This is a genomic window from Streptomyces aurantiaciflavus (genome assembly GCF_049808595.1).
Lineage (GTDB): Bacteria > Actinomycetota > Actinomycetes > Streptomycetales > Streptomycetaceae > Streptomyces.
Genome location: NZ_JBNCAQ010000015.1, coordinates 83,887 through 110,834, shown reverse-complemented (window position 1 = coordinate 110,834; position 26,948 = coordinate 83,887). Strand labels below are relative to the sequence as shown.

The following is a 26,948-nucleotide window of genomic DNA, read 5'->3' as shown; positions in this document are numbered from 1 at the left end:
CCGTGGAGAGCGCGTGACAGCGATCTGGGCCGGCATCGATGCCGGCAGAACCGATCACCACTGCGTGGTGATCGACGAGACCGGCAAGCGGCTTCTGTCGCGGCGAGTGGCCAACGACGAGACGGAGTTGCTGAAGCTCCTGGCCGACGTGCTTGCCCTGGGCGATGAGGTCCACCTGGGGCATCGACCTAGCCGATGGCGGCGCCGCCCTGCTGATCGATCTGCTGCTCAACTACGGCCAGCACACGCTCTACCTCCCCGGCCGAGCCGTCAGCCGCGCCTCCGAGGGCTACCGGGGTGAAGGCAAGACCGACGCCAAGGACGCCGGGATTACCGCCGACGGCAGTTACTGAGCTTCGCCGCGTGATGTCGCTGGATGGCGTGTTCTGACCTGGAGCGAAGGGCAACCGCAGCGCGACATCACTCGAAGATCATCACTAGACACTCACACGGTCAGCTGGCGGAAGCTTCATTCGCCTGCGAACCACAAGTAGCTGCCTGGGGTAGCCGCGCACTGTTCCAGCATCGCTGTGAGATACTCCAGCGCAGCGAGCTGACGCTCTTCAGCGCAACTCCGTCTCAAGCCGTGGATCTCCTGGAGGGCAGCCGCGGCCTCTTGTTCGTTCATCAACGTGTCCCCGTACGGATTGACGGCGGTGAGCCTCCCGGATACTCCGAGGAACTGGAGCGAGCCGAGTGCATCGGCCAGTGCGTCGCCGTGCCCGTAGGAGCTCCGCAGGAGCATTGCGCGGGACTTGCGCCAGTTGTTATGTGTCGACCGTGACGAGTGCAGCGCCAGATCAATCCCCATGCTTCATGATGACGCGCTGCGCTGCTACACAGCCACAACTGATCAATGGTGGTCGTGACCTGCGGCCGCCCTTGATCAGCGCTCTGACCTGCTGTTGAGCTGTCGGCAGTTGTCGACGTTGGTCATCGTTGAGCGCCCTTCCACGGCCCCAGGACGGCCCGGGAGGACGCTCGGCTTTGGACTGGTAGGCCTCGGCCGGAGTCGGACGGGATGATTCGGATCTTGCGCTGGACTGTCAACGGCGGAAAACTCAATGCTTGGCATGCCGAAGGCCATTACGATGGATGGCGTGACGGCTGAAATGAGCACATATTGGCTCTCGATAGATTTTGACGAGAGCTTCAGCGATGGCTTTTCGCGATACGGTGTGGATGCAGAGCGCCTAACGCTAAAGCATCGTGCCAACGCTTCGTTGGTGCATGCAGAATATCGGCTGTCTAATCATGCCAACGCGTATGACCGAATCGATGGCATTCTTGCTCTCAAGAGAGCAATGCAGACTCGCTTGGAACATCTAGACAAGCTCTACGGGCTGAAGCAGTACCCGCAATGTAAGGCTGGGGGTTGGCTCGCTGTCCTTGAGAGTTGGGGAGTGATCCGGCGGCGCATGCTGCAGCGTATGAATCGTCTTCGTAATGCTGTCGAGCATGACGGAGCGCAGCCGCCTGATAAAAACGAATTCGAGGACTATTGTGAAGTCGTTTGGTGGTTCCTGAGGGCGACCACCTCGCTGCTCGCGCCGCTCGATGAGCTGGGTCTGATACTTAAAACCGGAGAGTGTTGCTGGTTCAAATTGCAATACAACCCGGTTCAGATCGATCTTACGGCGCACCTGTTTCCGGAAAATATCTCCGATTCGGCGATCCCTGGGTGGTGTAAGATCGATACTTCCCTCAAGGCGACACCGCCGGGGCAGGGTAAGTATTTTTACCAGCCTCTCCCGGCGGGCACCCTCCAGGTAGGAGGATGCATTACCGATCCAGTCCGTGCCGAGGCCTTCGTGAAAGCCAGTCTTGCTGAGATCATGTAAGCCGGTTTTGCAGGTCTTTCTTATTCTTTCAGGCCGTCCAGTGTGTCTTGCTGAGGTCGGTGGAGCCCTAATGGCCGAGTCAAGGGGCTGTGTGTGTCGCCGGTGCTGTCAGGCGTCGGTGTCGGCGGCCTCTTCGAGCAGGGTCAGGGCCTGGTTGTGGAACCGGCGTTCGGCATCGCGGCATGGGGCGTTGAAGAAGGCTCGCTGGGCTTCGGCAAGATCGCAGTTCAAGAGCCCATGGTCACGAACACGGCTTCCACGCCGTGGCACCCGTTGTCTTTGAGGAACTGCTGGAGTGTGTCCGTGTCGCGGGTCGACTCCCAGACGGGTCGGGCGGTTTCCTGTATGGCTGCGATGCGCGCTGATCGTTCTGCGTCGAAGCTCACTGGGCCGCCTCTCTGGGATGGGTCCGCAGACTATCGCCGGCGGTGGGGCGCTGGCCCATCAAGCGGCATGACGATTGCAATGATCACAGAGATGGTCGCACTGGACATCCCCACCTCCTGGCACCTGCCTGGCTTCCCCCGACGCGCCGACAGTAGCCAATGAACTGCACGGCTCGGCCTAGTGTGCTGAGTCAGAGAACCTTCGTGACGGTAACCGGTTCCTCGACCTGTCCAGCAAAGCAACAGCGTCGAGGTGCTGCTGAGCCGGTACGCGAAGTGCCTCGATGGCCGTCAGGACGTAGCCAACCGTCGGATCGCTGAACTCCTCGGCGAGGACGACGACCAGGAGGACGACCCCGGCGACGGGCCCTGACCCGGCACACCTCCGACACGCGCAACTGCGGCATCATGGCCCCTGGACTACAGTCTGGGGGCCTCGTCGTTTCCAGTCCTGACCTGCGGATTCCTGCCCTGCGGCCAGTCCACGCATAGTCCACAGCCCCCGACATACAACCGCTCCGAGCGGCATATGGCTGCACATGCGCGAAGACCCCGACCTCAGCAAAAGTGCTGATGGCGGGGTCTTTAGGCACCTGATCCAAGGTGCCCCCGGCAGGATTCGAACCTGCGCACACGGCTCCGGAGGCCGTTTCTGGCGCAGACGAACGCGCAGGTCACCGAAGCTTTGCCCGTCGGCCTCCGATCACTCGTCCGCAGATGGTCCAAGAGGCGGGACAAGTCACTTATGCGGTCGCCGAGCCTTCGACCTCCATGCGTCGCCGGGAGAGAATCACGACAACAAAATTCCCTCTCTGGTGCACCAATCGGCGAATTCGCCCGGTTGGAAGGGAAGTCGGTACTGACCTTTGAGAAGGTCATCTGCGAGCGCAGATACCAGAGGCACTGTAAGCAGCCCGGAACGAATGGCGTCACACAGCAAGTTCAGGGTTCGACGCACCGTGACTGAGCGGTCCCGGGCTGCCTTTACGGCTACTCGATCATCGACTACTGCCACAGCGCTCGGTAGTGTCTCAGCCAGTGCAAGCACGCCACACTCTCCGATGTTGCGCCCGTCCGGACCGACCATCAGGCGCTCATACTCGGCGAAGGCCAGTAACTCTGTTGGGCTTTCGAGGGACACAGTCTCAATCCATTCGGCTTCGAGGACAGACTGCAAGTGATGATGTTGGGCTGACCCGTTGCGCAACTCGGCCGCCACGACATCCGGAATAACTACGCGGTATTCTTTCAGGACGGTTTTCAGGATCCCAAGCCACTGAGCCTTCGCAAAATGACTCAATGGTCCCGTGTCTAGTACATATACGGTTCCATCGTCAGTCACGAGGTCACTTCCCAAATCTCCGCCTCAGGTGCGAGAGGCAGGGTGGGAAGAGAAGACTCGGTAAAAGTGCCGCGCAGTAGCCCCAGAGCTCGACCGGCAGTGATTACTTCGCGGCGGAACAACTTCAGCACCGCTTGCTCGAACGTGCGCGGCAATGCTACTGGTGCTAGTTCGTCCCGAACGACGAGATTTTTCTCGACTATATCGGCCTGCTTGGTTTGGACGCGGCGAATATCATCCGCGCGACTCTTGTCAACCAGGTCGACCTCAAGCAGTCTACGAGCCAGAGTTGCCATGTCTGTTTCGTAGTGACTAGCGGCGCGTACAGCAGCGTCACGCCAATTCTCGTCCGGAATGGCCAACCATTCCTGCCAGCGTGCTCGTAGGTCCTCGCGTGGCAAGAGCACGGCTCGGGCAAACCGGTCTAGTCGGGCCTCTATTCCTGACGCCTCAGACGCAGCAACCCGCCAGTCCAGAGAAAATTCATCAGCCACGAGGTAATGTCCCAACTCGTGGGCAGTAGCGAGGCGGCGTCGGCCGACCCGCCAATGGCCGTTGATGAGTGCAACACCGCCCTGTCTCAACAGCACCGTGCCAGCATCCGCGCCCTCTCCGAGATCTTCGGAGAACACCAATAGCCCAACGCCGGCTACCAGCCTGGAGAGCTCATGTGCTGGTTGCTCCGGACTTAGCCCGAGGAGGCCACGAGCGGTGACGGCTAGCTCCTCGGCCTCTTCCGCGGTGGTGGGGTGGGGCAAGGTGCCTGGTTGTCCTGCAACCAGCTCGGGACAGTGTGAGGCGACAAATTCTGCATCGCGGACTAGTGCGTCGAGTTCGGTGTCGATCACCTGAACAGCGACTCCCGGTTGGGCTCGGCGGTACGAAGCGAGTGCAGGTGGAGTCTCGGCAACGAACCACTCCACACGACGCCCCAGCTCACGCGCGATTGCCACGAGTTCCACAGCGGCTACACGGCGACTGCCCGATTCGATCTTCGCTAGAGCGGTGCGATCTAGCCCAATAGTGGCAGCAAGTTGCGCCTGGGTGACCCCGCGCTCCAGCCTAGCCTCAGCAACGCGCGCCCCAATCTCCATGTGTGCGAATTTAGCACAAGGGCGAAGGCTCGGTACTGTAGGCGTAGGGCTCCAGTGGGGGCAGCGCCCACTGGAACATCACCCGTCGGTGTGCGCGACACCTTTCGTAGGTTTGCAAGCGTGCGTCTGCCCTGCGCGGGGGCTTCGGAGGCAGCGGCAACTTGCCTGGTCAGCAGTGAGCGCGCGGCGGTTTGCCTTGCCCTGCGCATGAGTAGCCCATGACGCACAGAGCTCACGGCGGTCTCCCTGCTCTAGGCGGGACCAGGGAGACCGCCGTGAGCAGTTGTCACAACTCAAGCTGCCCCTGGCCGGTGTCGGTGGGTTCGTCCGTCTCGGTGGTGTCTGGGCTGCGGGGCGAGATGACCCGCGGAGCCAGATCGGGTGCAACGGGTGTCCAGCCGCCGGCCGTGGCTTCCACGCGCTTCAGGAAGCCTTTGTGCGCGCGCTTTGTGGAATCGAGAACTTCATGCCACGTCTTTCGCGTGACGTGCGGATCGCATTCCGTGAAGGTCTGGGGCGTCCGTAAGCGTGACACTAAGACGCCTTCGTATGCTGTCCGCTGGTCCGTAGCAGGCATCGTCTTCTCGGAGTCGTTCCGCACCAAGGCGCTTGCCGACCACTACCGCACGAAGCTCATGCGTGCGATGCGCGACGGCGAGGAGTTCGACACGGGGACCGGTCTTCCGGCATCGATGGAGGAGACGAAGTCGGCCGTGTCTTGGTACGCCTTCGCGCTGCGGTACCTCGCCATGAAGTGGCCGCACGCCGCCCCCAACACGCGCGACGGCATCAACGAATCGCTCACCAGCGTGACCATGCAGCTTCTCGGCGAGCGTCCCGGCCGGCCGTCTGACGAGACGATCCGCAAAGCACTCCGCAACTGGGCTTTCGTACTGCCGGCGCCCAACGACCGCGAAGTCCCGAACGACGTGCGAAACGTTCTTCATTGGGTGTCCAAGGCGTCTCGGCCGCTCGTTGATCTTGCCGAACCTGCCACGGCTCGCGCAGTGCTCGACTCTCTGAAACTCAAGCTCGACGGAACAGCGGCAGCAGCCGAAACCGTGCGGCGTAAGCGCCGGACTCTCGTCAACGCTGCGAACTACGCAGTCGACCTGGGGGAGCTGCGGGAGAACCCGATCACGGCCGTTCGCTGGGAGAAACCGAAGGTGTCCAACCAAGTCGATCCGCGGGTGGTTGCCAATCCGGAGCAGGCTCGGAACCTCCTGGCGGCCGTCTCTTACGTCGGCGGGTACCGGCGTGCTCGTGGCCGTCGACTCGTGGGTCTGTTCGCCGCCATGTACTTCGGTGGTCTTCGGCCAGCGGAAGCGGTCGGCCTCGTCGAGACTGATCTGAACCTCCCCGAACACGGCTGGGGCTCAGCACTGCTCCACCGGACCCGTCCGTCCGTCGGCAAGCAGTGGACCGACTCGGGGAGACCCACGACGACCGCGGGCTGAAGAACCGACCGACCGAGGACGTGAGGCGGGTGCCGATCCCGCCTCACCTCGTCGCCGTGCTCCGCGAGCATCTGGCGACCTTCGGTACGGCGGACGACGGACGGCTCTTCTTCAGCGAGGGCTCGGTCGTCCCCTCCTCGACCTACTACCGCGTGTGGCAGGAAGCCCGGCTCCTCGCGCTCCCGCCGGCCGTCGCAGCCTCGCCGCTCGCGAGTCGGCCGTACGACCTCCGCCACTCGGCGCTGTCGACGTGGCTCAATGCCGGAGTAGATCCCACCGAAGTTGCCGAGCGCGCCGGCAACAGCGTTGAAGTCCTGCTGACCCGCTACGCGAAGTGCCTCGACGGACGGCAGGATGTCGCCAACCGGCGTATCGAGGACCTCCTTCGCGAGTACGAGTGAGGCACCCTGCACCGCACTGAGGCTCCGGGCATCTTGTCCGGAGCCTCTCTCGTTTTAGGCCTTACCCTGCTGCGATGCTTCGAGCCGAGAGCGGACGAGGGGGGGCTCGTGGAGCTGAAGGTCACGCGCTGCGGTACGGACATGATCGCCTGTATGCGAATCTGCCCGATGGAACCGCGGTCGGCTGGGCGGACGTGAGGACGGAGGACATCACCGTCCTGGTCGATCAGTATCACGACGACGTGATCGCCGTGCTGACACACCACTTACGGGACAGCCCCGAGCCGGTCTTGCCGCAGGAGGCACCTGAAGCTGAAGTTCGCCCGCTGCTGCCGCCTCTGACGCCGGCAGACGACCTGTCCACCAACCGTCCCGGTGAGGCACTCCGTGACCTGCTCAACAAATCCGGCCCAGGTCTCATCGAGCGAGTCGTCTCACGGCTCCTGCGGCGCCCCACCGAGTGGGACTCATGGCGTAAGGGAATGGCGGGGGAGAGGCGGGTTGGAGCCGAGCTGAACCGCTTGGAGCGTCACGGATGGAGGGTTCTGCATCCCCCTGGCCAACCACGTGGACGTCGATCACTTGCTGATCGGGCCTGGCGGGGTGTTCAGCATCAATACGAAGCACCACCACGACAAGGCCGCATGGGTCGGCGACGATGCCGTGAAGGTCAATCACGGAAAACCGGCGCCCTACGCGCGCAAGAGCCGGGCGGAGGCCAAGCGTGTGGTCCGGGTGCTTGAGCACTACTGCGGCTTTCCCGTACCGGTCGAGCCAGTACTCGTCTTCGTCGGCGTCACCGATCTCAAGGTGGTCGCCACGCAACTCAGCGTCCGGGTGTATCAGGAGCGCCAAGTAGCGGCTCTTGCGCCGCTCTCAGGGGTGCTGACGGCCGAGCAGGTCGAGCAGGTGTACAGCGTCGCTCGCCATCGCCAGGCCTGGAGCAAGGCTTGAGCCGGGCCCTTCAGCGGGGCATCGATCATTCCCATGGGGTACTGCGGGCAGCCTCCACGGCGCGGCCATCGTCTGGGAGCGGTCGACTGGCGCTGATGCAGACTCCCGTCTTTTCGCGGACCTCACCTGCGGCGATGCCCCAAGATCCCGTCCACGCCTCGTCCACAGCCCCCGACATACAGCCGCTCCAAGCGGCACACGCCTGCACATACGCGAAGACCCCACCCTCAGCGTTTCCGCTGGTGACGGGGTCTTTGGGCACCTGAATCAAGGTGCCCCCGGCAGGATTCGAACCTGCGCACACGGCTCCGGAGGCCGTTGCTCTATCCCCTGAGCTACGGGGGCGTGTCGGGCGGAGCTTCTCGCTCGCGGCGACGTGTAGAACACTACCAGCTCCCTCGGGGTGTTCATGAACGGGTTTACGGGGGGCGACGGGGCGTGGGTCCCCCGCACGGGGTGGAAGTGGGGAAAACCCGGACGCGGTGGCTGGCCGGGACCTACTCTCGAGTTGTGCCAGGCGCGTCGGGCCGGGTGCTTGTTGTGGACGACAACAAGGTCATCCGGCAGCTGATCAGGGTCAATCTCGAGCTGGAGGGCCTCGAGGTCGTGACCGCGTCCGATGGTGCCGAGTGTCTGGATGTCGTTCATCAGGTGCGGCCCGATCTTGTGACCCTCGATGTCGTCATGCCTCGGCTGGACGGGCTGCGCACCGCCGCGCGGTTGCGTGCCGATCCGCTCACCCGGGACCTTCCCCTCGCGATCATCAGCGCCTGTACGCCGTACGAGGTGGAGGCCGGCCTCGACGCCGGTGTCGACGCCTTTCTTCCCAAGCCCTTCGAACCCGCCGAACTCATCAGCCTCGTCTGGAGGCTCATGGAGGGGAAGGGCGGGGAAGCCGACGGGGAGGGGACCGGCCCGATGCGTGCGCGAGGTGCCCTCGGGATCGGGACCGTGCTCGGCAGCGGGGAAGGTGTCGGCGTGGGGAATGGGAACGGGAACGGGCCGACGGCGGAGTAGAAACCTCCAGTAGTAGTAACCCGACGGGGGAGTAAAACCCCCAGTAGTAGTAACCCGGCGTGGGAACAACCGGCTGCCGTCCGTCGATCTCCCCCAGCCCTGGACAGCCATAGCCTCCCCTCGTCCACCCTCCCCCGTCCACATCCCGGACCCTCCCCAAACCGGCTCGCACCCCCACCCCCCTCCTCCCCTACCCTTGTGCCGTGACCCCCGTCGAGCTCTCGCGCACCGTGCTGCATGCGGTACGGCGTGCTGTCGATGCCGGGGAGCTGAGGGTGGCCGTTCCCGCGCGTGCGGTCGTGGGGCCGCCGGGGCCGGGAGGGGCCGGGGACTACGCGACCAACATCGCCCTTCAGCTGGCGCGTCCTGCCGGGCAGCCGCCGCTTCGTGTCGCCGAGGTGCTACGGCCGCACCTCGCCGGTGCCGCGGGCGTCGTCGGCGTCGAGATCACCGGGCCGGGGTTTCTCAACATCAGACTTGACCACGTCGCGACCTCCGCCGCCCTCGTTCAGCGGATCCTCGGGGACGGCTCGCGCTACGGGCACAGCTCCGCCCTCGCCGGGCGGGTCTTCGAACTCCGCGTCCCCTACGACGTCCGCGCCGAGGTCCTCGCCGACGCGCTCGCGCGGATCGTCGGTTCGCAGGGCGGCCGCGTCGAGATCGAGCACCGTGAACCCGTGAACCTGCGGCCCGTTCCGGCGCCGGAGGACCCCGCCCCTCTCGGGCTCGACGCCGCCTGCTGGGCGCTGCTGCACCCCGCCCCGCACGACCGGCCGCGCATCACGGCCGACCACCTGGTCCAGCGCGAGAGCAACCCCCTGTTCCGCGTCCGTTACGCGCACGCCCGCACCCGTGCCGTCAGCCGTAACGCGGCCGCCCTCGGGTTCACCGCCGACCCCGGTGACGTGGAGGTGCCGGACACCCGGTACCTCGTGACCCTCCTCGCGGACTACCCCCGCGTCCTCACCACGGCCGGCGTCCTTCCGCACCCGGACGGCATCGGCGCCCCGTCCCGCCTCACCCGGCATCTCGTGGACATCGCCGACAGCACCCTCCCCTTCCTGCCCGCCGTCCTCCCGCGCGGAGACGAGAAACCCTCGGCCGCCCATCGCGCCCGGCTCGCGCTCGCCGAAGCCGTCGGGACGGTGCTGGCCGGCGGCCTGACCCTGCTCGGCATCGACGCACCCGATCACCTCTGAAAGAGCACGCCCAAGATGAGCCGTTCCGCACACCCCGCCGGGCCCCGTCACGCCGACGTCCTCCCCGAGGGCCACTACTCCGCCCCGCCCGCCGACCTCAACGCCCTCGACCCGAAGGTGTGGGCCCAGACCGTCAGCCGTGACGCCCGGGGCGTCGTCACCGTCGGCGGCGTCGACGTGAAGACCCTCGCCGAACAGCACGGCACCCCCGCCTACATCCTCGACGAGGCCGACTTCCGGGCGCGGGCGCGTGCCTGGCGCAGCGCCTTCGGGACCGACGCCGACGTCTTCTACGCCGGCAAGGCCTTCCTCTCCCGCGCCGTCGTCCGCTGGCTGCACGAGGAGGGGCTCAACCTCGACGTCTGCTCCGGCGGCGAGCTCGCCACCGCCCTCTCCGCCGGCATGCCCGCAGACCGCATCGCCTTCCACGGCAACAACAAGTCCAAGGAGGAGATCGAGCGGGCCGTCCGCGCCGGTGTGGGGCGGATCGTTCTCGACTCCTTCCAGGAGATCGTGCGCGTCGCCCACATCGCGCAGTCCCTCGGCAAGCGGCAGCGCGTCCAGATCCGTATCACCGTCGGCGTGGAAGCACACACGCACGAGTTCATCGCCACCGCCCACGAGGACCAGAAGTTCGGGATCCCGCTGGCCGGGGGACAGGCCGCCGAGGCCGTGCGGCGGGCGCTCCAGCTCGACGGGCTCGAGCTCATCGGGATCCACAGCCACATCGGCTCGCAGATCTTCGACATGTCCGGCTTCGAAGTGGCCGCCCACCGGGTCGTCGGGCTGCTCAGGGACATCCGGGACGAGCACGGTGTCGAGCTGCCCGAGATCGACCTCGGCGGTGGTCTCGGCATCGCCTACACCAGCGACGACGACCCCCGTGAGCCGCACGAGATCGCCAAGGCGCTGACCGAGATCGTCACCCGTGAGTGTGAGTCCGCCAGGCTCCGCACGCCGCGTATCTCCGTCGAGCCCGGCCGCGCCATCGTCGGGCCCACCGCCTTCACCCTCTACGAGGTCGGCACCATCAAGCCCCTCGACGGGCTGCGTACGTACGTCTCCGTCGACGGCGGCATGTCGGACAACATCCGCACCGCGCTGTACGACGCGGAGTACAGCGTCGCCCTCGTCTCCCGCACCTCCGACGCCGCGCCGATGCTGGCCCGCGTGGTCGGCAAGCACTGTGAGAGCGGTGACATTGTTGTGAAGGACGCGTTCCTGCCGGGGGACGTGGCACCGGGTGACCTGATCGCCGTACCGGCCACGGGCGCGTACTGCCGGTCCATGGCCAGCAACTACAACCACGTGCTGCGGCCGCCGGTCGTCGCCGTGCACGAGGGGGAGGCCCGGGTCATCGTGCGGAGGGAGACGGAGGAGGACCTCCTGCGGCTCGACGTCGGCTGAGAGCCGAGAGCAGAAAGCAGAGAGCCGAGAGCCGGAAGCCGAAAGTTGAGAAAGGGCAGGGGAAAGGCTCGACCAAAAAGGGGTGGAAGATCTTCTGTCTGCCGCCCCCGGGAAAATGAAATAGATGTCTCACGATCCGGACCGGGGATAGAAACTCCGGTCCGGTGAGTGAGACTGGTCCAACCGTAGACGGTATGAGGAAACGAGGTCGGATGATGCGTACGCGTCCGCTGAAGGTGGCGCTGCTGGGCTGTGGAGTGGTCGGCTCAGAGGTGGCGCGCATCATGACGACGCACGCCGACGACCTCGCCGCGAGGATCGGGGCTCCGGTGGAGCTGGCCGGGGTCGCCGTGCGCCGGCCCTCCAAGGTGCGGGAGGGCATCGACCCGGCCCTCGTCACCACCGACGCCACCGCCCTCGTCAAACGCGGCGACATCGACGTCGTCGTCGAGGTCATCGGGGGCATCGAGCCCGCCCGTACCCTCATCACCACCGCCTTCGAGCACGGCGCCTCCGTCGTCTCCGCCAACAAGGCGCTGCTGGCCCAGGACGGGGCCGCCCTGCACGCCGCCGCCGAGGAGAACGGCAAGGACCTCTACTACGAGGCCGCCGTCGCCGGCGCCATCCCGCTGATCCGGCCGCTGCGCGAGTCCCTCGCCGGCGACAAGATCAACCGGGTGATGGGCATCGTCAACGGGACCACCAACTTCATCCTCGACAAGATGGATTCGACGGGGGCGGGATATCAGGAGGCGCTCGACGAGGCCACGGCTCTCGGGTACGCCGAGGCCGATCCCACCGCCGACGTCGAAGGTTTCGACGCAGCCGCCAAGGCCGCCATCCTCGCCGGGATCGCCTTCCACACGCGGGTGCGTCTCGACGACGTCTACCGCGAGGGCATGACCGAGGTCACGGCCGCCGACTTCGCCTCCGCCAAGGAGATGGGGTGCACCATCAAGCTGCTCGCCATCTGTGAGCGGGCGGCTGACGGGGGGTCGGTCACCGCGCGCGTGCACCCCGCCATGATTCCGCTGACCCATCCGCTCGCCTCCGTGCGCGGGGCGTACAACGCGGTGTTCGTGGAGTCGGACGCCTCCGGTCAGCTCATGTTCTACGGCCCCGGCGCGGGCGGTGCCCCCACCGCCTCCGCCGTTCTCGGCGACCTCGTCGCCGTCTGCCGCAACCGGCTCAGCGGGGCGACGGGGCCCGGCGAGTCGGCGTACGCCGCCCTGCCCGTGTCGCCGATGGGCGACGTGGTCACCCGCTACCACATCAGTCTCGACGTCGCGGACAAACCGGGTGTTCTCGCCCAGGTGGCAACCGTGTTCGCCGAGCACGGGGTGTCCATCGATACGGTTCGTCAGCAGGGCAAGGACGGCGAGGCCTCCCTCGTCGTCGTCACCCACCGCGCGTCCGACGCCTCCCTCACCGGGACCGTCGAGGCGTTGCGCAAGCTCGACACCGTGCGGGGTGTCGCCAGCATCATGCGGGTTGAAGGAGAGTAACCAGCAATGACCCACCAGTGGCGCGGAATCATCGAGGAGTACCGGGACCGGCTGCCGGTATCCGACAGCACGCCGGTTGTGACGCTCCGCGAGGGCGGCACGCCCCTCGTGCCCGCGCAGGTGCTCTCCGAGCGCACGGGCTGCGAGGTCCATCTCAAGGTCGAGGGCGCCAACCCCACCGGGTCCTTCAAGGACCGCGGCATGACCATGGCCATCACCCGGGCCAAGGAGGAGGGCGCGAAGGCGGTCATCTGCGCCTCCACGGGCAACACGTCCGCCTCCGCCGCTGCGTACGCCGTGCGCGCCGGCATGGTGTCGGCGGTCCTCGTGCCGCAGGGCAAGATCGCGCTCGGCAAGATGGGGCAGGCGCTCGTCCACGGCGCGAAGATCCTGCAGGTCGACGGCAACTTCGACGACTGCCTCACGCTGGCCCGCTCGCTCAGCGACAACTACCCCGTAGCACTGGTCAATTCGGTCAATCCGGTACGTATCGAGGGTCAGAAGACCGCCGCGTTCGAGATCGTGGACATGCTCGGGGACGCCCCCGACATCCACGTCCTGCCGGTCGGCAACGCGGGCAACATCACCGCGTACTGGAAGGGGTACAAGGAGTACGCCGCCGACGGCGTCGCCGCCAGGACCCCCCGCATGTGGGGTTTCCAGGCGTCCGGCAGTGCCCCGATCGTGCGCGGTGAGGTCGTCAAGGACCCGTCGACCATCGCCACCGCCATCCGGATCGGCAACCCCGCCTCCTGGCAGTACGCGCTGGCGGCGCGGGACGAGTCCGGCGGTCTCATCGACGAGGTGACGGACCGTGAAATCCTGCGCGCCTACCGGCTGTTGGCCGCGGAGGAGGGCGTCTTCGTGGAGCCCGCGTCCGCCGCGTCCGTCGCCGGTCTGCTCAAGGCCGCCGAGCAGGGCAAGGTCGACCCGGGGCAGAAGATCGTGTGCACCGTCACCGGCAACGGACTGAAGGACCCCGACTGGGCCGTCGCCGGCGCCCCGCAGCCGGTCACCGTCCCCGTCGACGCGGTGACCGCGGCCACGCGCCTCGGCCTCGCCTGATCAGGGACACGAGAGACGACCGAGGGGTTAACCCCCTCGCGGGTGCACAGGGGGCTTACGACACGCATCGTGCGCCTCCTGTGCGCCCTATGTCGCCACAGAACCTTCCTTCGATAGGCTGTACCGAACCCGCCTACCGCATATGCCTCCGCATATCGCGCGGCCGGCCACGGGGCCGCGCCGTCCGCAGCGGCCCGTGGGTCTTCGTACGTCATCGAATGTCATTCGACCATCACGCAGCTCAAGGAGAGTCAACGAGCGATGGCCGGTCCAGCGTTCCGCGCCGCCGCCGTCCGGGTGCGCGTCCCCGCCACCAGCGCCAACCTCGGCCCGGGCTTCGACGCCCTCGGCCTCGCGCTGGGGCTGTACGACGACGTGGTCGTCCGGGTGGCCGACTCCGGGCTGCACATCGACATCGCGGGGGAGGGCAGCGAGACGCTGCCGCGTGACGAGAAACACCTCCTCGTCCGCTCCCTGCGCACCGCCTTCGACGTCCTGGGCGGCCAGCCGCGCGGCCTGGAGATCGTCTGCGCCAACCGCATCCCGCACGGCCGTGGCCTCGGCTCCTCCTCCGCCGCCATCTGCGCCGGAATCGTCGCCGCCCGCGCCGTGACCATAGGCGGGGAGTCCAAGCTGGACGACACCGCGCTCCTGGAGCTCGCGACCGAGATAGAGGGACATCCGGACAACGTCGCGGCCTGTCTGCTCGGCGGCTTCACCCTCTCCTGGATGGAGGCGGGCGCCGCGCGGGCGATCAGGATGGAGCCCTCCGATTCCATCGTTCCGGTGGTTTTCGTGCCCGGAAAGCCGGTCCTGACGGAGACCGCGCGCGGCCTGCTCCCGCGCACCGTGCCGCACGTCGACGCCGCCACCAACGCGGGCCGTGCCGCCCTGCTCGTCGAGGCCCTCACCCGGCGCCCCGAGCTGCTGCTGCCCGCCACCGAGGACCGCCTCCACCAGGAGTACCGCGCGCCGGCCATGCCGGAGAGCGCCGCGCTGGTGGAGCGGCTGCGCGCCGACGGGATCCCCGCGGTGATCTCCGGCGCCGGACCCACCGTGATGGCCCTGGCCGACGCGGACACGGCCGACAAGGTCGAGGCCCTGGCCGGCGCGGACTGGGCCGCGAACCGGCTGGCCCTGGACCTGCAGGGAGCGTGCGTGTTGCCGCTCGCGCCCTCCGGCGACATCTGAAAAGCGTGATGGTTGCCGGATTTCGAGAGGGGGAATGTTTGTTGGATCCGGTAGTGTTAACCTCAAGTCTGCACCCGACCCCACCATGGCGAGGTGCTTCGTGTCCCCGTCCGGGACAGACATTCTTCCGGGAGCTCCCCAAGCCGCACTGCGTTCCGTACGTCGTACCTGGGCAGTACGCCGTACAGCGACGCTGAGCGGTCTGCCGGGCACGCTCCGGAACCGGTGCGACCACGCCACGTGACACTGGGTGTCACGGCTCGTCGAGGAAGCGCCAATCACCAGATATCTCTTCCGCCGCTTTGGCGGACCACCGCCCCGGCTTCGCCACACCAAGGACCGAAGTCGGACAGCACAACCGGTCGCCGAGCCAGACAGGCCGACGTCCGCTCCAGGGAAGGACCCTTCGTGAGCGACACCACCGATCTGATGGGCGCACGTGTCGAGGAGACCGCTGCCGCGCCCGCCACGGACGCCTCCGCGCCTGCCACCGGTGCCGGCTCCCGGCGGCGCCGCGGTACCGGCCTCGAGGGCATGGTGCTGGCCGAGCTGCAGCAGGTCGCATCCGGCCTCGGCATCAGGGGCACCGCGCGTATGCGCAAGAGCCAGCTGATCGAGGTCATCAAGGAGGCGCAGGCCGCAGGTGGCGCCCCGGCCGCGAAGGCCGAAGCCCCCACAGAGACCAAGCCGAAGCGCCGCGCCACCTCCAAGGCGCGTACGGGTGATGCCGCCGCCGAGAAGAAGGCGGACACCGCCCCGGCCGAGGCCCCCGCCGAGAAGGCCGTGGCCCAGCAGCAGATCGAGATCCCCGGCCAGCCGGCCAGCAATGACGCTCCCACCGAGCGCCGTCGTCGCCGCGCCACCGCCGAGGCGGGCAGCCCCGAGACCGTCACCGCGGAGGCGAAGGCCGCACTCAAGGTCGAGAGCCCCGCGCAGCCCGAGCAGGCTCAGCCGCAGGGCGACGCCAAGGGTGACGCCGACGGTGGCGAGGGCCGCCGTCGTGACCGCCGTGAGCGCGGCCGTGACCGCGACCGCCGCGGCAAGGGCGACGACCAGGGCCAGGGTGGCCAGCGCCAGCAGCAGCAGAGCCAGCAGCAGGGCGGCGGCCGTCCGGACCGGAGCGCCGGTCCGCAGGACGACGACGACTTCGAGGGCGGCCGCCGTGGCCGTCGCGGCCGCTACCGCGACCGCCGTGGCCGCCGTGGCCGCGACGAGATCGGCGCCGCCGAGCCGCAGATCGCCGATGACGACGTCCTGATCCCCGTCGCGGGCATCCTCGACATCCTCGACAACTACGCCTTCATCCGCACCTCGGGCTACCTGCCCGGTCCGAACGACGTGTACGTCTCCCTCGCCCAGGTCCGTAAGAACGGCCTGCGCAAGGGTGACCACCTCACCGGTGCCGTGCGTCAGCCCAAGGAAGGCGAGCGGCGCGAGAAGTTCAACGCGCTGGTGCGCCTGGACTCCGTGAACGGCATGGCGCCCGAACACGGCCGCGGCCGCCCGGAGTTCAACAAGCTCACCCCGCTGTACCCGCAGGACCGCCTCCGTCTGGAGTCGGACCCCGGTGTCCTCACCACCCGCATCATCGACCTGGTGTCGCCGATCGGTAAGGGGCAGCGCGGTCTGATCGTGGCCCCGCCGAAGACCGGCAAGACCATGATCATGCAGGCGATCGCCAACGCGATCACGCACAACAACCCCGAGTGCCACCTGATGGTCGTCCTCGTCGACGAGCGTCCGGAAGAGGTCACCGACATGCAGCGGTCGGTCAAGGGCGAGGTCATCTCCTCGACCTTCGACCGCCCGGCCGAGGACCACACCACGGTCGCCGAGCTGGCGATCGAGCGTGCGAAGCGCCTGGTCGAGCTCGGCCACGACGTCGTCGTGCTGCTCGACTCGATCACGCGTCTGGGCCGTGCGTACAACCTCGCCGCGCCGGCCTCCGGCCGCATCCTGTCCGGTGGTGTCGACTCGACCGCCCTGTACCCGCCGAAGCGCTTCTTCGGTGCGGCGCGGAACATCGAGGACGGCGGCTCGCTCACCATCCTCGCCACCGCGCTGGTGGACACCGGGTCCCGCATGGACGAGGTGATCTTCGAGGAGTTCAAGGGCACCGGCAACATGGAGCTCAAGCTCGACCGGAAGCTCGCCGACAAGCGGATCTTCCCGGCGGTGGACGTCGATGCGTCCGGTACCCGTAAGGAAGAGATCCTGCTCGGCAACGAGGAGCTCGCCATCGTCTGGAAGCTGCGGCGGGTGCTGCACGCGCTCGACCAGCAGCAGGCGATCGAGCTGCTGCTCGACAAGATGAAGCAGACGAAGTCGAACGCCGAGTTCCTGCTGCAGATCCAGAAGACGACGCCGATGCCGAACGGCGACTGACGTCGTATCGGTACGCGGCTCGACGTAGCCGTGCAACCCGGTAACGGACCGCCCCGTCACCTCTGAGGTGACGGGGCGGTCTCGTTTTGTCCGTGACCCCATCCGCCACTGGTCAACCATCAGTTGACGCGCGTATCATCGCCCAATCGAGGTGGGGGGATTCCACCGCAGTGCCATGAGAGGCCGGGAGCCTCGGTTCTGGCCTGCCCACATGTTCTTCGCGCCCCACCGTTGACCCAGTTTCCACCGGTGGGGCGGTTGCGCTCTGCCGGTACAACCCGAGGGGTTACCGCGTGCAGATACGCACTCGTGGTAGTCGGCACAAGCGCCGCATGAGTCTTGCGGTACCGGCCGTCGCCGTCGCGCTCGCCCTGGGCGGCTCAGCGCTGATGATGTCCGGCTCGCAGGCCGCGGAAGCCGGCGAGCGTCCGGAGATCACCGCCTCCCAGCAGAAGGCCGCTCCGCTCTCCCAGAAGGAACTGCGCTCCCGCGTGGTCGAGGCGATGAAGGCCGACGAGGCCAGCAAGCAGAAGCTCGTCACGTCGCCGCGGTCGGCCCGGACCACCGCGCCGACCACCCGCATCATCGGCGGCCAGGAGACCACCATCTCCACGGCGCCGTGGATGGCCCAGCTCCACTTCGAGGACGCAGAGGGCAACGGCTACTTCTGCGGCGGCGTCGTCGTCGCTCCGTCGAAGGTCGTCACCGCCGCGCACTGCGTCAAGGGCATCAAGTGGTACGAGACCGGCACGGTCATCACCGGCACGGACCAGCTCCCCACCGAGAACGCCGACGGCAGCTGGGACTTCCACGGCGGTGAGGTGCGCGGTGCGTACCGTCAGTGGAACCACCCGCAGTACAACCCCGTGACGATCGACAACGACGTGGCCGTTCTCACCCTGACCGCTCCGGTCAAGGCCAAGCCGCTGCCGATCATGCAGAACACCGACACGGCGCTCTACACCCCGGGCACGGACGCCAAGGTGTACGGCTGGGGCCGCACCAGCTCCACCGTCCCCGACAGCGCCTCGCAGACGCTCAAGGTCGCGGACGCCGACATCAACTCCAACGCCGCGTGCCAGACCGCGTACGGCTCGGACTACATCGTCGGCCACATGGTCTGCGCCGGTGCCGCTCCGACCGGTGACGACGCCACCACCGAGACCACCTGCAACGGTGACTCCGGCGGCCCGCTGGTGGCCGGCGGCAAGCTCGTCGGCATCGTCTCCTGGGGCGACGTCGACTGCTCGGCGCCGGGCAAGTACGGCGTGTACGCGAAGGTGAGCACGTACGCCGCTCCGATCCGCGCCCGGGTTAACGACGCCAACTGGAACGCCGACCACACCGCCGACCTGCTGGCGCGTCGCACGTCGGACGCCAGCCTGTTCAGCTGGAATTCCAAGGTCACGAGTCTGACCCGCACCGACAACCTCGGCAACTTCGGCAACGTCAACCTGCTCGTCCAGAACGACCTGAACGTGGACGACTACGACGACCTGCTGTACCGCGTCGGCAACGGTGACGTGTACTGGGACCACTACGTGCCCGGTCCCGACGGCACCCAGGGCGAGTGGCAGTACAAGCTCGTCGCCAAGGGCTGGGGCGCGCACAAGCAGATCCTCGTCCCGGGTGATGTCACCGGCGACGACAAGCCCGACATGCTCGCGGTGAACTCCACCGGCAACCTCTACATCTACGCGGGCAACGGCGCCGGCGGCTTCGCCGCGCCGACCCTGGTCGGCGGCGGCTGGGGCCAGTACAACGCGGTCCGCGGTCACGGTGACTTCACCAACGACGGCAAGGCCGACATCCTCGCCCGCGCCTCCGACGGCTCGACCTACCTCTACCGGGGCACCGGCAAGGCCTCCGCTCCGTTCGAGGCCCGCCGTCTCGTCGGCAAGTTCACCACCAGCAGCTTCAACGCCCTGATCACCGTCGGTGACGTGAACAGCGACGGTCACGCGGACCTCCTGGCCCGTGACTCGGCCGGCAAGCTCTGGCTGTACCCGGGCAACGGCAACGGCGCCGCGTCCGGTGGGATCTTCGCCACACGCAAGGACTTCGGCACCGGCTGGCAGGCGTACAACCTGTTCGGCTGACATCGCAGGTGAGCGGGGTGCGCCCCGCTCGACCGGTCACGCACTGTGCCCGACCCTTCGAGGGTCGGGCACAGTGCGTTGTGCAACCCTTTCCGCAGTTTCCCCGTCTGACGGGGCAGGAGTGACGATGGTGCGGTAAGGGTCCGAAACGGAGAAACGGACCAGGCCTGACCCTGACTGCAGGGGGTAACCGACCGAACGAGAACCGAGGAGCACATGTCCGCCGAGAGCACGCCGGAGCCCGGCATACCGGGAGAGGCCGGCATACCGGATCAGCCCGGCAGCAGTGGTTCGCGCCGCCGCGCGAAGGGCCGTCGCCGCAAGCCCCGGAGCAGGCGCAAGGGTCTGCTGATCGCGGCATGGACCGCGGCGGGCATCGCCGTCCTCGGCGGCACCGGCGTGGGGTACGTCTACTTCAAGCTCAACGGCAACATCAAGAGCGTCGACATCGACCAGGCCCTCGGCACCGACCGGCCCACGAAGGTCGACAACGGCTCCGAGAACATCCTCGTCCTCGGCTCGGACACCCGCTCCGGCGCCAACAAGAAGCTCGGCGGCGGCACCGACGACGGCAGCGCCCGCTCCGACACGGCGATGATCATCCACGTCTACGAGGGGCACAAGAAGGCCAGCGTGGTCTCCCTGCCGCGCGACACCCTCATCGACCGCCCCGAGTGCACCGACACCAAGGGCGTCACCCACGACGCCGCGAACGACGTGATGTTCAACTCGGCGTACACCACGGGTGGCGCTGCCTGCGCGGTCAAGACCGTCGAGTCGATCACCGGCGTCCGCATGGACCACTACCTGGAGGTCGACTTCTCCGGCTTCCAGAAGCTCATCGACGAGCTGGGCGGGGTCGAGGTCACCACCACCAAGAACATCAAGGACCCCGACAGCCACCTCGACCTCAAGGCCGGCACCCACCACCTCGACGGCGAGCAGGCCCTCGCCCTGGTCCGCACCCGGCACGGCGTCGGCGACGGCTCCGACCTGGGCCGCATCCAGCTCCAGCAGGCCTTCGTCAAGGCCCTGGTCAACCAGGTCAAGCAGATCGGCCTCTTCACCAGCGGCACCAAGCTGTACGACCTCGCCGACACCGCCACCAAGGCCGTCACCACCGACTCCGACCTCGGCTCCCTGAACTCCCTGATGTCCTTCGCGAACGGCCTCAAGGGCATCGGCCCGGCCGACATGACCATGGTCACGATGCCGGTCCAGTACGACCCCGCCAACCCCAACCGGGTCCTCGTCCAGGAGAAGAAGGCCCAGCAGGTCTGGACGGCCCTCAAGAACGACCAGCCCATCCCGAAGACGGCCACGGAGGGCAACGCCACGGGCGAGGCGGCGGGGGTCGTGAGGTCGTCGTAGGGCCGCGCAGGACCTGCGACAGCGGACTGCCGTCCGCCGGGAAACGCTCCCCTCCGCCAGGGCCGACGGTCCCATCGCGGCCCGCAACCCGTAGCTCAGCCGTGTACCCTCCCCCTCTCCGGCACCCCGGGGAATAGAACAGCTCGCCCCCCGGTTTTGGGGGATGGCGCCAGTCCTGGCAGACTGGTTCGTCGGCTCCGGTTCACGCTTTCGCATCCCGCGGCTGCGACCCGGCGCCCTCCCGATACCTAGGAGACACCTTGAAGCGCGACATCCACCCCGCGTACGTCGAGACGCAGGTCAGCTGCACCTGCGGCGCGTCGTTCACCACCCGTAGCACGATCGAGGCCGGCACCATCCGCGCCGACGTCTGCTCCGAGTGCCACCCGTTCTACACGGGCAAGCAGAAGATCCTCGACACCGGTGGCCGTGTGGCCCGCTTCGAGGCCCGCTTCGGCAAGGCCGCCGGCTCCAAGAAGTAGCGAGCCCCTTTTCGCCGGTCCACGGTCGCGCGCCCCTTCGAGGCGTGCGCCGGGACCGGCGTTTTTGGTCGCCCGCCTTCCCTTTCGTCCGCAGTACAGGAGCCAGAGATGTTCGAGGCCGTCGAGGAACTCGTCGGTGAGCACGCCGACCTGGAGAAGAAGCTCGCCGACCCGTCGGTCCACGCCGACCAGGCCAACGCGCGCAAGCTGAACAAGCGCTACGCCGAGCTCACCCCGATCGTCGCCACGTACCGCTCCTGGAAGCAGACGGGCGACGACATCGAGACCGCGCGCGAACTCGCCGCCGACGACCCGGACTTCGCCGCCGAGGTCAAGGAGCTGGAGAAGCAGCGCGAGGAGCTGACCGAGAAGCTGCGCTTCCTGCTCATCCCGCGTGACCCGAGTGACGACAAGGACGTCATCCTGGAGATCAAGGCGGGCGCCGGCGGTGACGAGTCCGCGCTGTTCGCGGGCGACCTGCTGCGGATGTACCTGCGCTACGCCGAGCGCGTCGGCTGGAAGACCGAGATCATCGACGCCACCGAGTCCGAGCTGGGCGGCTACAAGGACGTCCAGGTCGCGGTCAAGACGCGGGGCGTGACCGAGCCCGGTCAGGGCGTCTGGGCGCGGCTGAAGTACGAGGGCGGTGTGCACCGCGTGCAGCGGGTGCCGGCCACCGAGTCCCAGGGCCGTATCCACACCTCCGCGGCCGGTGTGCTCGTCACGCCGGAGGCCGAGGAGGTCGACGTCGAGATCAACCCGAACGACCTGCGCATCGACGTCTACCGGTCCTCCGGCCCGGGCGGTCAGTCCGTCAACACCACCGACTCCGCCGTGCGCATCACGCACATTCCCACCGGAGTCGTGGCCTCCTGCCAGAACGAGAAGAGCCAGTTGCAGAACAAGGAGCAGGCGATGCGTATCCTGCGCTCCAGGCTGCTCGCGGCGGCACAGGAGGAGGCGGAGCGGGAGGCCGCCGACGCCCGCCGCAGCCAGGTCCGCACCGTCGACCGCTCCGAGAAGATCCGCACCTACAACTTCCCGGAGAACCGCATCTCGGACCACCGCGTCGGCTTCAAGGCGTACAACCTGGACCAGGTCCTGGACGGCGACCTCGCCGCGGTGATCCAGGCCTGCGTCGACGCGGACTCGGCGGCGAAGCTGGCGGCGGCGTAAGGCAGTACGCACGGACCAGCGGCGTAAGAGGCAGTACGCACGGACGAGTACGACACGGAGGACATGCGTGCAGCAATCCTTTGGGGGGCGACCCTCGAGCCCTCGCAGCCTGCTGCTCGCTGAGGTAGCTCAGGCCACCCAGCGGCTGGCCGACGCCGGCGTGCCCTCGCCGCGCAACGACGCGGAGGAGCTCGCCGCGTTCGTGCACGGCGTGAAGCGCGGCGCACTGCACTCCGTGAAGGACTCCGACTTCGACGCCCGGTACTGGGAGGTCATCGCCCGGCGCGAGCAGCGCGAGCCGCTGCAGCACATCACCGGGCGGGCCTACTTCCGCTACCTGGAGCTGCAGGTCGGCCCCGGCGTCTTCGTCCCGCGGCCCGAGACCGAGTCCGTGGTCGGGTGGGCCATAGACGCCGTGCGCGCCATGGACGTCGTCGAGCCCTGCATCGTCGACCTGTGCACCGGCTCCGGCGCCATCGCGCTCGCCCTCGCCCAGGAGGTCCCGCGCTCCCGCGTGCACGCCGTGGAGCTGTCCGAGGACGCCCTGGTGTGGACGCGTAAGAACATGGAGGGGTCCAGGGTCGACCTGCGTCAGGGCAACGCGCTGACCGCCTTCCCGGACCTCGACGGCCAGGTCGACCTGGTCATCTCCAACCCGCCGTACATCCCGCTCACCGAGTGGGAGTACGTCGCCCCCGAGGCCCGGGACTACGACCCCGACCTGGCCCTGTTCTCCGGCGAGGACGGCCTGGACCTCATCCGGGGCCTGGAACGGACCGCACACCGGCTCCTGCGCCCCGGCGGCGTCGTCGTGATCGAGCACGCCGACACCCAGGGCGGCCAGGTGCCGTGGATCTTCACCGAGGAGCGGGGCTGGGCCGACGCGGCCGACCACCCCGACCTCAACAACCGCCCGCGCTTCGCGACGGCCCGCAAGGCACTGCCGTGAGCGCCGCCCCGACTTCCGACCCCCAGCAGTACGTGCACGAGGAGGACCGCTAGACATGGCTCGGCGATACGACACCAATGACGCGACCGACCGCGTGACGGGTCTGCGTGAGGCCGCGTCCGCCGTCCGACGCGGCGAGCTGGTGGTCCTCCCCACGGACACGGTGTACGGCATCGGCGCCGACGCCTTTTCCAAGGAGGCCGTCGGCGACCTGCTCGAGGCCAAGGGCCGGGGCCGCAACATGCCCACCCCTGTCCTCATCGGCTCCCCGAACACCCTGCACGGCCTCGTCACGGACTTCTCCGAGCTGGCCTGGGAGCTGGTCGACGCCTTCTGGCCGGGCGCGCTCACGCTCGTCGCCAAGCACCAGCCGTCCCTGCAGTGGGACCTCGGCGACACCCGGGGCACGGTCGCCGTGCGCATGCCGCTGCACCCGGTCGCCATCGAGCTGCTGACGGAGGTCGGCCCGATGGCGGTCTCCTCCGCCAACCTGACGGGACACCCGGCGCCGGAGAACTGCGACTCCGCCCAGGAGATGCTCGGCGACTCCGTCTCCGTCTACCTCGACGGCGGCCCGACCCCCGGCAACGTCCCTTCCTCGATCGTCGACGTCAGCCGTGAGGTGCCGCTGCTGCTGCGCGCGGGCGCGATCTCCGCGGACGAGCTGCGAAAGGTCGTACCCGACCTCGAGGTGGCGAATTGACAGCCCCTGACGCGGGGCGTGGCATAGGCAACGGGGAACGCGCTGCGGAGATCACGACGACCTTCGTCGGGCTTCCGCGCGACACCTTCCGCATCCTCCACGTCAGCACCGGCAACGTCTGCCGCTCGCCGATCACCGAGCGGCTGACCCGGCATTTCGTGTCGCAGCGACTCGGGGTGCTGGGCGGCGGGCTGATCGTGGAGAGCGCGGGCACCTGGGGCCACGAGGGCGCGCCCATGGAGGCCAACGCGGAGGCCGTGCTGGCCGAGTTCGGCGCGGACGCCTCCGGCTTCACCGGGCGTGAGCTGCTCGACGAGCACGTCATCCGGGCCGACCTGGTGCTGACGGCCACCCGTGACCACCGCGCCCAGGTCATCTCCATGGGCCACTCGGCGGGCCTGCGCACCTTCACCCTCAAGGAGTTCACCCGCCTCGTCAACGCCATCGACCCCGCGACGCTTCCCCCACTGGAGGACGGCGTGGTGCAGCGCGCTCGCGCCCTGGTCCGCGCGGCGGCCGCTCTACGCGGGTGGCTGCTGGCGCCCACGGTGGAGGCGGACGAGGTGTACGACCCGTACGGGGCTCCGCTGACGTTCTTCCGGTCGATCGGGGACGAGATACATCAGGCGCTCGACCCTGTGGTGACGGCGTTGACGGGGGTCCCCGCGCGGGCTTGAGGTGGGGGACCGGCCGAGCCCGCGGTCGGAGTCCATCGCGGCGGCCCGTGCCCGAAGGCCTGCCGGGCCGAGTGGGTGCGAGGGGCGCGTCGGGGGTCGGGTCGGCGTGGACGGGGGTTCCGGGGCGGGCCCGAGGATCGGGTTCGGGTCGATCGCGCGTCTCATCCGTCCCCGGCCTACATTGGACCTACGTCACCGTCGACGCCCCGGAGCCCACCATGCCGGTCAGCCACGCCATCGAGGCCGATGTCCTGCAGCGGCAGGATCCTGAGCTCGCCGAGGTTCTGCTGGGGGAGAGGGAGCGGCAGGCGTCGACCTTGCAGCTGATCGCCGCTGAGAACTTCACCTCGCCGGCGGTGCTGGCCGCGCTCGGCTCCCCGCTCGCCAACAAGTACGCGGAGGGGTATCCGGGGGCTCGTCATCACGGCGGCTGCGAGATCGTCGATGTCGCCGAGCGTCTCGCCGTGGGGCGCGCCAAGGCGCTGTTCCGGGCCGAACACGCCAATGTGCAGGCGCATTCGGGGTCGTCGGCCGTGCTGGCCGCGTACGCGGCGCTGCTGCGGCCCGGTGACACCGTCCTCGCCCTCGGCCTGCCCTACGGCGGCCATCTCACGCACGGCTCGCCCGTCAACTTCTCCGGCCGCTGGTTCGACTTCGTCCCCTACGGGGTGGACGCCGAGACCGGGCTCATCGACTACGAGCAGGTGCGGACGCTGGCCCGCAGCCATCGGCCCAAGGCGATCGTGTGCGGGTCCATCGCCTACCCCCGGCACATCGACTACGCCTACTTCCGGGCCGTGGCCGACGAGGTCGGCGCGTATCTCATCGCCGACGCCGCCCACCCCATCGGCCTCGTCGCCGGCGGAGCCGCGCCCTCGCCGGTGCCGTACGCCGACGTCGTCTGCGCGACCACGCACAAGGTGCTGCGGGGGCCGCGGGGCGGGATGATCCTGTGCGGTGCGGAACTCGCCGAGCGGGTCGACCGGGCCGTCTTTCCCTTCACCCAGGGCGGTGCGCAGATGCACACCATCGCCGCGAAGGCGGTCGCGTTCGGGGAGGCGGCGACACCGGCGTTCGCCGGGTACGCCCATCAGGTGGTCGCCAACGCGAGGATGCTCGCCGACCGGATGGAGGCCGAGGGGTTCGCCGTCACCACCGGCGGGACCGACACCCACCTCATCACCGCCGACCCGGCGCCGCTCGGTGTCGACGGGCGCACCGCGCGCGGACGGCTCGCGGCCGCCGGAATGGTGCTGGACTGCTGCGCTCTGCCGCACGCCGACGCGCGTGGTCTGCGCCTGGGCACGGCCGCGGTGACCACGCAGGGCATGGGGGAGGAGGAGATGGCACACATCGCCAAGCTGATGGCGGGCGTGCTGCGGGACGAGGTCGGCGGTGCGGAGTCCCGCCGGGAGGTGCAGGAACTGACGGCGTCATTTCCGCCGTATTGATTCCTTTTCAGTCCCATTGATTCCCGGTTCGATCGGTTCGGGTGAATGGGGTGAAAAGGGGGTCAGGCTCAAAGGGGGTCGGGTCTTTTGAAGTTGCAGGTGCGACTCGCAACTTGTTAGCCTCTGCACTGCAATTGGCGAAAGACCCGTAAGGGTTTTGTTCATGGGGGATTGTCTGCATGACCAGCAGAATTCTTATTCGTAGTGGTTTTGTCGCGTCCATCGCGGCCGCCGCATTCGCGCTCCAGATCGGTCCGGCCTCGGCCAGCACGACCGTCTCCGTCAAGACGACCGACGGCGGGGCCATCGGTGGCACGGCCATCGTGTGGGGAGACAGCAAGTTCTGGGTCGACGAGAGCCTTCACGACCGGGAGACGCTCGGGGCGTGCGACAAGCAGGCCGACGGCCTGAGGGTGTGGGCCGTGGCCACCTATCCGGTGGGGGACCACTTCCAGGCGAAGACCGTGGAAGACGCGGACGGCGCCGGTAACGGCTGCAAGCACCTGGTGCTCCCCAACATTCCGGAGGGGAAGACCATCGAAATCACCGCCTGCCTCAAGGACGGTGCCGACGGGACGCCCAAGTACTGCGGCCGCGGAAAAGCCATCGCCTAGCGTTCAGCCGATGTGGGGTACCCGTCACGCGCCCGAGGCCGTGGCGGGTACCTTGCGTTCCGCCTTCGACCGGAACGCCCTGGCGGTCCCCTCCTTCCCCAACGACGTATCGCGGCGCAGGGGTGCGCATACCGTCCGAAAATCTGGTGAGCAGTTACTGGTGACGACCAGAGCGAGGCATG

At 67.9% G+C, this 26,948-nt stretch carries 20 protein-coding genes, 1 tRNA gene and 3 pseudogenes; 20 read left to right on the top strand and 4 right to left on the bottom strand.

Annotated features, from left to right (window positions below):
* Nucleotides 1–13: 13 nt before the first annotated feature.
* Nucleotides 14–341 (top strand): annotated as a pseudogene (locus tag ACPT94_RS19945) (IS110 family transposase); the annotation flags it as partial.
* Nucleotides 342–1,073: 732 nt separating this feature from the next.
* On the top strand, nt 1,074–1,841 hold the full coding sequence (locus ACPT94_RS19940; protein ID WP_425246441.1) for a hypothetical protein: 768 nt from the start codon (nt 1,074–1,076) through the stop codon (nt 1,839–1,841).
* A gap of 108 nt (nt 1,842–1,949) precedes the next feature.
* Here ACPT94_RS19940 and ACPT94_RS19935 read toward each other — a convergent pair whose 3' ends face one another.
* The 3 genes from ACPT94_RS19935 to ACPT94_RS19925 all read right to left on the bottom strand — a co-directional run bounded on the left by ACPT94_RS19935 (nt 1,950) and on the right by ACPT94_RS19925 (nt 4,663).
* The gene (locus ACPT94_RS19935; protein WP_425246440.1) at nt 1,950–2,072 is read right to left on the bottom strand and encodes a hypothetical protein; all 123 of its coding nucleotides are present in this window, start codon (nt 2,070–2,072) and stop codon (nt 1,950–1,952) included.
* Between the two features lie 945 nt (nt 2,073–3,017).
* Nucleotides 3,018–3,569 carry a PIN domain-containing protein gene (locus ACPT94_RS19930; protein WP_425246439.1) on the bottom strand — a complete coding sequence of 184 codons (552 nt, stop codon included), beginning with the start codon at nt 3,567–3,569 and terminating at the stop codon, nt 3,018–3,020.
* Nucleotides 3,566–4,663, bottom strand: coding sequence for a helix-turn-helix domain-containing protein (locus ACPT94_RS19925; RefSeq protein ID WP_425246438.1), 1,098 nt, complete (start codon nt 4,661–4,663; stop codon nt 3,566–3,568). The genes ACPT94_RS19930 and ACPT94_RS19925 overlap by 4 nt, the downstream gene beginning before the upstream one ends.
* Nucleotides 4,664–5,145: 482 nt before the next feature.
* On the opposite strand from ACPT94_RS19925, the pseudogene ACPT94_RS19920 reads away from it, so the two are divergent.
* Together ACPT94_RS19920 and ACPT94_RS19915 are read left to right on the top strand one after the other, a co-directional pair.
* A pseudogene (locus tag ACPT94_RS19920) lies at nt 5,146–6,521 on the top strand (tyrosine-type recombinase/integrase).
* Nucleotides 6,522–6,629: 108 nt separating this feature from the next.
* Nucleotides 6,630–7,475 (top strand): annotated as a pseudogene (locus ACPT94_RS19915) (nuclease-related domain-containing protein).
* Nucleotides 7,476–7,748: 273 nt separating this feature from the next.
* On the opposite strand, the gene ACPT94_RS19910 reads toward ACPT94_RS19915, so the two are convergent.
* Nucleotides 7,749–7,820 (bottom strand) — tRNA-Arg (locus ACPT94_RS19910).
* Nucleotides 7,821–7,937: 117 nt separating this feature from the next.
* Between ACPT94_RS19910 and ACPT94_RS19905 the strand changes: the two genes are divergently transcribed.
* The 16 genes from ACPT94_RS19905 (at nt 7,938) to ACPT94_RS19830 (ending at nt 26,766) form a co-directional block, all read left to right on the top strand.
* The gene (locus ACPT94_RS19905; protein ID WP_360337496.1) at nt 7,938–8,492 is read left to right on the top strand and encodes a response regulator; all 555 of its coding nucleotides are present in this window, start codon (nt 7,938–7,940) and stop codon (nt 8,490–8,492) included.
* A 203-nt stretch (nt 8,493–8,695) separates the two neighbouring features.
* Entirely contained in the window at nt 8,696–9,691 is a 996-nt protein-coding gene (gene nrtL, locus ACPT94_RS19900) for an ArgS-related anticodon-binding protein NrtL (protein WP_425246437.1), read from the top strand.
* A 15-nt stretch (nt 9,692–9,706) separates the two neighbouring features.
* Entirely contained in the window at nt 9,707–11,098 is a 1,392-nt protein-coding gene (gene lysA, locus ACPT94_RS19895) for a diaminopimelate decarboxylase (protein ID WP_425246436.1), read from the top strand.
* A gap of 212 nt (nt 11,099–11,310) precedes the next feature.
* Nucleotides 11,311–12,603, top strand: coding sequence for a homoserine dehydrogenase (locus tag ACPT94_RS19890; protein WP_360337505.1), 1,293 nt, complete (start codon nt 11,311–11,313; stop codon nt 12,601–12,603).
* Between the two features lie 6 nt (nt 12,604–12,609).
* Nucleotides 12,610–13,668, top strand: a complete 1,059-nt coding sequence (gene thrC, locus ACPT94_RS19885; protein ID WP_425246435.1) for a threonine synthase — start codon at nt 12,610–12,612, stop codon at nt 13,666–13,668.
* A gap of 261 nt (nt 13,669–13,929) precedes the next feature.
* Nucleotides 13,930–14,859, top strand: a complete 930-nt coding sequence (gene thrB / locus ACPT94_RS19880; RefSeq protein WP_360337510.1) for a homoserine kinase — start codon at nt 13,930–13,932, stop codon at nt 14,857–14,859.
* Nucleotides 14,860–15,267: 408 nt separating this feature from the next.
* A complete protein-coding gene (rho, locus tag ACPT94_RS19875; protein ID WP_425246434.1) occupies nt 15,268–17,244 on the top strand; it encodes a transcription termination factor Rho in 1,977 nt (658 codons plus the stop codon).
* A 332-nt stretch (nt 17,245–17,576) separates the two neighbouring features.
* Complete coding sequence (locus ACPT94_RS19870) at nt 17,577–19,343, top strand: trypsin-like serine protease (protein WP_425246433.1); 1,767 nt, start codon at nt 17,577–17,579, stop codon at nt 19,341–19,343.
* A gap of 216 nt (nt 19,344–19,559) precedes the next feature.
* Nucleotides 19,560–20,714 (top strand): LCP family protein, encoded by a 1,155-nt coding sequence (locus ACPT94_RS19865; RefSeq protein ID WP_360337519.1) that lies wholly within the window; start codon nt 19,560–19,562, stop codon nt 20,712–20,714.
* 260 nt (nt 20,715–20,974) lie between these two features.
* Entirely contained in the window at nt 20,975–21,196 is a 222-nt protein-coding gene (gene rpmE / locus ACPT94_RS19860; RefSeq protein WP_189942647.1) for a 50S ribosomal protein L31, read from the top strand.
* Between the two features lie 108 nt (nt 21,197–21,304).
* Complete coding sequence (prfA, locus tag ACPT94_RS19855) at nt 21,305–22,372, top strand: peptide chain release factor 1 (protein WP_360337523.1); 1,068 nt, start codon at nt 21,305–21,307, stop codon at nt 22,370–22,372.
* Between the two features lie 109 nt (nt 22,373–22,481).
* On the top strand, nt 22,482–23,321 hold the full coding sequence (gene prmC / locus ACPT94_RS19850; RefSeq protein WP_360337769.1) for a peptide chain release factor N(5)-glutamine methyltransferase: 840 nt from the start codon (nt 22,482–22,484) through the stop codon (nt 23,319–23,321).
* A 55-nt stretch (nt 23,322–23,376) separates the two neighbouring features.
* Nucleotides 23,377–24,024: an L-threonylcarbamoyladenylate synthase gene (locus ACPT94_RS19845; RefSeq protein ID WP_360337526.1), complete on the top strand. Its 648-nt coding sequence runs from the start codon at nt 23,377–23,379 to the stop codon at nt 24,022–24,024.
* Nucleotides 24,021–24,701, top strand: a complete 681-nt coding sequence (locus ACPT94_RS19840) for an arsenate reductase/protein-tyrosine-phosphatase family protein (protein WP_360337530.1) — start codon at nt 24,021–24,023, stop codon at nt 24,699–24,701. Before ACPT94_RS19845 ends, ACPT94_RS19840 begins: the two co-directional genes overlap by 4 nt.
* 218 nt (nt 24,702–24,919) lie before the next feature.
* Complete coding sequence (gene glyA / locus ACPT94_RS19835) at nt 24,920–26,152, top strand: serine hydroxymethyltransferase (RefSeq protein WP_360337533.1); 1,233 nt, start codon at nt 24,920–24,922, stop codon at nt 26,150–26,152.
* A 179-nt stretch (nt 26,153–26,331) separates the two neighbouring features.
* Nucleotides 26,332–26,766 (top strand): hypothetical protein, encoded by a 435-nt coding sequence (locus ACPT94_RS19830; RefSeq protein ID WP_360337536.1) that lies wholly within the window; start codon nt 26,332–26,334, stop codon nt 26,764–26,766.
* The last annotated feature ends 182 nt before the right edge of the window (nt 26,767–26,948 follow it).

What these genes read in the sequence shown, in the direction of transcription:
- ACPT94_RS19940 (WP_425246441.1), top strand. Translation starts at nt 1,074, where the DNA reads ATGCCGAAGGCCATTACGATGGATGGCGTGACGGCTGAAATGAGCACA.
- ACPT94_RS19925 (WP_425246438.1), bottom strand. Translation starts at nt 4,663, where the DNA reads ATGGAGATTGGGGCGCGCGTTGCTGAGGCTAGGCTGGAGCGCGGGGTC.
- lysA (WP_425246436.1), top strand. Translation starts at nt 9,707, where the DNA reads ATGAGCCGTTCCGCACACCCCGCCGGGCCCCGTCACGCCGACGTCCTC.
- ACPT94_RS19890 (WP_360337505.1), top strand. Translation starts at nt 11,311, where the DNA reads ATGATGCGTACGCGTCCGCTGAAGGTGGCGCTGCTGGGCTGTGGAGTG.
- thrC (WP_425246435.1), top strand. Translation starts at nt 12,610, where the DNA reads ATGACCCACCAGTGGCGCGGAATCATCGAGGAGTACCGGGACCGGCTG.
- thrB (WP_360337510.1), top strand. Translation starts at nt 13,930, where the DNA reads ATGGCCGGTCCAGCGTTCCGCGCCGCCGCCGTCCGGGTGCGCGTCCCC.
- ACPT94_RS19870 (WP_425246433.1), top strand. Translation starts at nt 17,577, where the DNA reads ATGAGTCTTGCGGTACCGGCCGTCGCCGTCGCGCTCGCCCTGGGCGGC.
- ACPT94_RS19865 (WP_360337519.1), top strand. Translation starts at nt 19,560, where the DNA reads ATGTCCGCCGAGAGCACGCCGGAGCCCGGCATACCGGGAGAGGCCGGC.
- prfA (WP_360337523.1), top strand. Translation starts at nt 21,305, where the DNA reads ATGTTCGAGGCCGTCGAGGAACTCGTCGGTGAGCACGCCGACCTGGAG.
- ACPT94_RS19845 (WP_360337526.1), top strand. Translation starts at nt 23,377, where the DNA reads ATGGCTCGGCGATACGACACCAATGACGCGACCGACCGCGTGACGGGT.
- glyA (WP_360337533.1), top strand. Translation starts at nt 24,920, where the DNA reads ATGCCGGTCAGCCACGCCATCGAGGCCGATGTCCTGCAGCGGCAGGAT.
- ACPT94_RS19830 (WP_360337536.1), top strand. Translation starts at nt 26,332, where the DNA reads ATGACCAGCAGAATTCTTATTCGTAGTGGTTTTGTCGCGTCCATCGCG.